Annotated in this window: 6 protein-coding genes and 2 pseudogenes; all 8 read right to left on the reverse strand. The window is 31.1% G+C overall.

The features are described from left to right. A partial coding sequence (locus tag ACWIX0_RS12705) for an alpha/beta fold hydrolase (protein ID WP_454174357.1) occupies positions 1–514 on the reverse strand: 514 nt, incomplete at its 3' end. Continuing rightward, on the reverse strand, positions 514–999 hold the full coding sequence (locus tag ACWIX0_RS12710) for a hypothetical protein (protein WP_454174358.1): 486 nt from the start codon (positions 997–999) through the stop codon (positions 514–516). The genes ACWIX0_RS12710 and ACWIX0_RS12705, both read right to left, overlap by 1 nt. 130 nt (positions 1,000–1,129) lie before the next feature. After that, positions 1,130–1,651 (reverse strand): hypothetical protein, encoded by a 522-nt coding sequence (locus ACWIX0_RS12715; RefSeq protein WP_454174359.1) that lies wholly within the window; start codon positions 1,649–1,651, stop codon positions 1,130–1,132. 51 nt (positions 1,652–1,702) lie between these two features. After that, positions 1,703–2,330, reverse strand: a pseudogene (locus ACWIX0_RS12720) (IS1595 family transposase). A 14-nt stretch (positions 2,331–2,344) separates the two neighbouring features. After that, the gene (locus ACWIX0_RS12725) at positions 2,345–3,226 is read right to left on the reverse strand and encodes a hypothetical protein (protein WP_454174360.1); all 882 of its coding nucleotides are present in this window, start codon (positions 3,224–3,226) and stop codon (positions 2,345–2,347) included. Between the two features lie 10 nt (positions 3,227–3,236). After that, on the reverse strand, positions 3,237–3,641 hold the full coding sequence (locus ACWIX0_RS12730; protein ID WP_454174361.1) for a hypothetical protein: 405 nt from the start codon (positions 3,639–3,641) through the stop codon (positions 3,237–3,239). Between the two features lie 12 nt (positions 3,642–3,653). Then, the gene (locus tag ACWIX0_RS12735) at positions 3,654–4,409 is read right to left on the reverse strand and encodes a T6SS effector amidase Tae4 family protein (RefSeq protein ID WP_454174362.1); all 756 of its coding nucleotides are present in this window, start codon (positions 4,407–4,409) and stop codon (positions 3,654–3,656) included. Continuing rightward, a pseudogene (locus tag ACWIX0_RS12740) lies at positions 4,402–5,524 on the reverse strand (lipase); the annotation flags it as partial. The gene ACWIX0_RS12735 and the pseudogene ACWIX0_RS12740, both read right to left, overlap by 8 nt.

Below are 5,524 nucleotides of genomic sequence, written 5' to 3' on the forward strand. Positions count from 1 at the left end.
CACCTTTTTCTTTTAATATTGCTTTAATTCTTTCTTCATAGAATATAAGCATATCAAAATATTGCTCTATTACCATATTTGTGTCATTGTTATTTGTGCCTATATAGTAATCAGTGATTAAATCTTCAATACGATTAAGGCTAAATTCAGTGCCACGAATCGCTAATGTCAATTCTTTAGATTTTTTATGCTGAAATAGTGTAGCAGAGAATCCTGAAGCTGTATTTGGGCAGTGCTTGAGTAAAGTATAGCGTTCAAAAAATCGTTTAGCTTGAGTAATGGAGAAGTCGCCTTTGAGTTCGTGCGTATTAAAGAAAGTGCTATCGCTTGTTTCATAGCCTTTATAATCCATATTCAATATGTCGGTTAATGTTATTGTTGGATTTTTTTCTCTACCAACTTGTTTTGTAGCTTTTGTTTCAAATTCTTTACCCACCAAGTCAAAATATCCATAACTTGCCCAAGCTAGTTCTGCATTATCTTTTAATTTTTCAATTTGTTCTTTATTTGTCATTATTGCTTTCCTTTATTTAATACTTCCTTACAATTAAGCGAACGCTCACGCCATTCTAAGTTATACGAAGCGTAGCTTTCTGTATCTAAATAGTAAGCAAATGTTTTATAGTCTGGGACAATCTCTGCGTTACTGATATTGTTTCTATTGATTATTGAATCTTTTGTATAAAATATGGCAAATGCTTTTGTGCGATAGTTTATAACAACCCAATCAAGATCTGTTCTATATTCAGCTATTTTTTGTAATTTAAACATATTTTTGTTTAATAAATCATAGTTAATTGTATCTAAACTAATCCCATAATATGCAAGAATCTTATTATATTTTTCCTCATTATTTGGCAATTCATTCAGCTTACATAACTTCTTAAACTCCCAATAGCTAGGTTGTAATGGAAAAAGTATATAATATGGTATTATGCCAGAAAAATAACCAGCCATTAGCAATATTACAACTATAAAACCTACGAAAAATTTAAACATAATTTATCCTTTGCCTCTTTAACACTTTGCGCAACATTTTCGTCCAACTTATTACCCAATCAAATGAAAATACCCATAAGCCACTTGTGCCAACTCTGCATTTTCTGTAATTTTTTGTATCTGTTTAATATTATTCATTATTTACCATTTTATTGCAAGAAATTCTTTGATTATCCTTAAAACAAATCGGTTCGTTTGTAGATTTTGGCAATCCACTAAAATACTCGCATTGCATATTTTGCTTAAAATCAAAATCAATTTTCATACTCCCCTCGTTTCCATAAAATGTAGGATAATAAAATATCCAATCTGGTCTAAAATCCATACTTTTTATATTGCCTATCGTAAGGCTAGGGTTTGTATTATCCACCAAATCCAAATATAAATACATTTCTATATCCCACCTATAATTTATCCTATCACTAAAATCAATTTTTTCATCGCCTAATTTTAATCCATAATAAGCTAGAATCTTGCTGTATTTTTCCTCGCTATCTGGTAAAGCTACAACCTTACACATTGATTTAAATACCCAATAATTAGGCTGAATCCACCAATTTGGCATAAATCTTATATAAATACCCAACGGATATGCCATAAACATAAACAAACATATCGCAACGGCAATAATTATAAGTTTTTTGATTTGCATTTACTATGTCCGCCTTTTGAATCTAGATTGTAATTTCATACAAAGTTTGGCTCAAGACAACTTAAGCGGTTGATTTCTTATCATTTTTAGCAAGATTTTATACAAATCTTGCTGTTTAATTTGAGTATTATACCTAAATTCTGTTTCTTTTAAGTGAAGCAAAAAATTCTCTTTTTTGATTCCTCTAAATTTAGCTAATCTATGCTTAGCATAACACCTTCTGCTTGCAGTTGCAAGTGAAATGAAGCAAAAACATTCTCAATGCCATTTATGTGATTTCTACCTTTTGCAAACTCATTTTTTGAGTGTTTGACTCGATAATGTGCCTTTGCACTTTTTGCTTGCAGTTGTAAGCAAAATAAAGCAAAAACACAGGTGTTTTCTTACCTACTACACACCCTCTTTTTCCTCTTACTCTTTTAGCACCCAAAATCTATATTAAAAGGTTGCTTTCATCAATCTCATTTTCACCTTGCTTTTTAGAAGTTTTCTCACATTCTTTGATGATTAAAATGCGGATTTGATTGATGATTTTATTGACGCTTTGGCGAGAAATGTTACTTAATTTTGCAATTTTAACCGCCTCAATATCAAGACAAAAAAGTTTAAGAATCTCTCTTGTTTTTGCCTCACTAATTCTTGAACGAATGATATACTTGTTTTTCATCGTGTGCATCATAACTTAAGACTCCTTTATTTTGTCTTAAGTTGTCTTGAGCCATTTAAAATACGATTTTGAAAAAGCAAAATAATAGGCGCAATATCCTCTATAAAAAGCTCAATAATGACATTTGATATAGCAAATTTATATGTTGAATCTAACCACTCAAAAATATTTACCCCCATTTTAGCACCCTCAAAAAATGCACCAACAGCAAATAGCGGTAAATTTGCCTTAGAAAAAAGATTTTTTATATCAAAGATATTGATAATCCCAAAAAAGAAATTAACAACCTCTTTGTAAATTTGCTTATTGCCGTCATTATAAATGGTTTCTATGTCATTTATCATTTTGCTAAAAGTGCGTTCTATGCTATTTTTGCATTGCTCTTTATGCTCTTTGTTGCCAAAAAAATCCATTTCATCAAACGCACTTATTTTTTCAATGATAGGTTTTTGCAAATGGTTTTTTATGCAATTTGTTAGTGTATCTACATTATTATGCTCTAAAAATTCACTTATTGCCTTTGATAAATTATCTATATCTTTACCGCCTTTTAGCTCTTTGACAAAATTATATAAAATATCATTGATGGCGTTATCGCTTTGTTTTTCATAGATTGTAAGGACGCTTTGTTTTTTTGCAGAATCTCTAAATACGCTATTTTCATCAATGCTACCATAATTATGCACTTCTATTGTCGGTTTACTTGGCTTACTTTGCAATTCTTGCAAGTGTGATATTAGCCATTCATCAAGCGATAGAGTTGCTTTGTTTGCATTATTCACAAAAGAGATTTTGTCAAAATTAGAGCAATGCAGAGATATTGTTTTAGCATTTTTTGTGTGCTTTGTAATTGTTTGTAATAATTCATCTCTGCTATGAATCAGTGATATTTTAGCATTGTTTGGCATTATAGATTCCCTACTCACACTCTTTGCAATATTTTTTCACGATTCGCTCCACTTCGGCGTTGTATTCTTTGGATTCATAGATTTCTATGCAAGGGATTATATGCGTTAAGCTACCAAATCGCATTTCTTTTTTTTGCTTTTCTACATAGTCAGCAAGTTCTCTTTGCGCGTGGTAAAATTTATCATCAAAAATAGGATGAAAGATTCTTGTATAATATCCAACATCGTGCAAACTACTTATAGGTCTGCCGTTGTCAAATTTTTCATCATACAGACAAGAAATTATTCCGTCTTTTTTAAATGCAAGCACTCGCTCATCAAATGAATAACTATCTTTGTATTTATAGTTTGGCTCGGGTTCATATCCTGCTAAATACACACAGAAAATAAACGCTAACAATATAATTTTTTTCATACTTTGATACCTTTATTTTAACTCCCAAAAGAATAATTCTTTTGCTAAAAACTCTACACCATCATCTATGCCACCTAAATAGTTTATATTTCTATCATTTTGCACATCGACAAATTCATCTGTATTCCATGGTGTTGAGTGCCAAAAACTTTTAAGATATTTTTTGTCGCGGAATCTCCCTCCACCAATGGTTACCAAACCTTTAGACTTCAAATCTTTTAATTTTTGCAAAAGTGTTTTATTGCGAGATAATAGGTCATCATACGATTTTATTTCATACAAACTTTCTTTAAATTCTGGTTGTTTCCATTCTTGTAGTAAAAATTCTCTCATATCAATTACTCCTAATATATAAAGCGTTTCCTTTTGTTCTATTGTCGCACCACCAACAGAGCTAAATTCCCTTTTATTGATTGAATGATGCAAAGGCATTCCACCATAATTTAGGGCATAGCTTATTTGTAAAGTGCAGGTATTTCTATAATGCTCTCTATTACCCTCAAAATATCTTAAAGCTTCGCCTCCTGCCTTCTCGTATCTCACTTGTGATACTTTTGTTTTTTCTGCAATTTCACGCGCTTTTTGTATCGCAAACCATTCTTGCTTTCCACTTTTTATAAGTTTATTTTTCTCGTCATTAAAAATAATTTCATAGACTTTGTTAGCTTCATTTTTATCTATTTTATTTATTTCATCATACGCCTTTTTCACGCTTTCCCATTGTGGTCGCTTGATATTTTGTGCTAATCTTTTCTTTTTTTCAGGCATAGATTTCAATCTCCCCTATCGGTATATTTCTGCCATTAAAGACATTTTTTAGCAACGCTTGATTATCGCATATTGTAGCATTTATGATAAACGATTCACTTTGTGTTTTAACTTCAATTTCCATTTGTTCATCATCGTTATATCCCCTCGTAACGATATGCAAATTCATATCACTGCTATGCCTTGAATCATCGCTTTCTAATTTTACCATTTCCTCCCCATAGCTAAAATACATTTCGATGATTTCTTTTTGTGAATCTTGCGTGGATTGTGAATCGCTTGAATTTTCGTTTGATTTTGTGTCATCATCATCTTGTATATTATCATACCACACATCATCTGCCATTATCTTAAAGCTACATACATTTTCATTTTCTAACCAACTATCTAATCCCACTGCAAATACAAAATCCAATTTCTTTGCTTTGGCTGGTGCTAAAAATGCCCTAATGTGAGTGATTGTAATATCATCGCAACTTTCATTTGAATCGCTTGAATCGCTAGAATCTTTTATGTTTTCAAAATCTGCATTATATGCAAATAATGCTTTGTATTTTCCTGCTCCATATTCCTTATACTCATAACTTTTATAAGATTCTTTAAATATTTTAGGTATTTTTGTAGGAATCACAAATATAAGACATAGATGATGAATCCCTAGCATTATATCAACCTGCCTTAAATCATAATATTTGTTAGGGTAGTCTATCACTATTTTATCTTTTAGCTTCGTATTCTCAATGTCTTTAGAAACTTTATCAAAATCTAGCTCTACATTGCTAAAATGCTCATCTTGCGCTTTTTCCTGCAATTTACCATTAAGATAAAATCTAGCTATAAGCACATTATCCTTTTGCCACTCATATTCCTTATAATGCAACCTTAACGGTGGTTTTGTTAGCGTGATATTTGGCTTTATAGCTTCTTTAGATTCTGCGTTATTATTACTTGGCTTTGGGGATTGAATCTTTAGTGTATTTTCTTTTTTGGTGCAAATGATTGGGAATCCTTTATCACTAAATACTCCACTTACACATAAATCCTGCATTATAGGATAATCATCATTATATTTTTTGAGTCCCCTAGCATTTGGTAATATTAAGGCTACTTGAGTG

The organism is Helicobacter sp. T3_23-1059, from assembly GCF_053654515.1.

What these genes read in the sequence shown, in the direction of transcription:
- ACWIX0_RS12710 (WP_454174358.1), bottom strand. Translation starts at nt 999, where the DNA reads ATGTTTAAATTTTTCGTAGGTTTTATAGTTGTAATATTGCTAATGGCT.
- ACWIX0_RS12715 (WP_454174359.1), bottom strand. Translation starts at nt 1,651, where the DNA reads ATGCAAATCAAAAAACTTATAATTATTGCCGTTGCGATATGTTTGTTT.
- ACWIX0_RS12725 (WP_454174360.1), bottom strand. Translation starts at nt 3,226, where the DNA reads ATGCCAAACAATGCTAAAATATCACTGATTCATAGCAGAGATGAATTA.
- ACWIX0_RS12730 (WP_454174361.1), bottom strand. Translation starts at nt 3,641, where the DNA reads ATGAAAAAAATTATATTGTTAGCGTTTATTTTCTGTGTGTATTTAGCA.
- ACWIX0_RS12735 (WP_454174362.1), bottom strand. Translation starts at nt 4,409, where the DNA reads ATGCCTGAAAAAAAGAAAAGATTAGCACAAAATATCAAGCGACCACAA.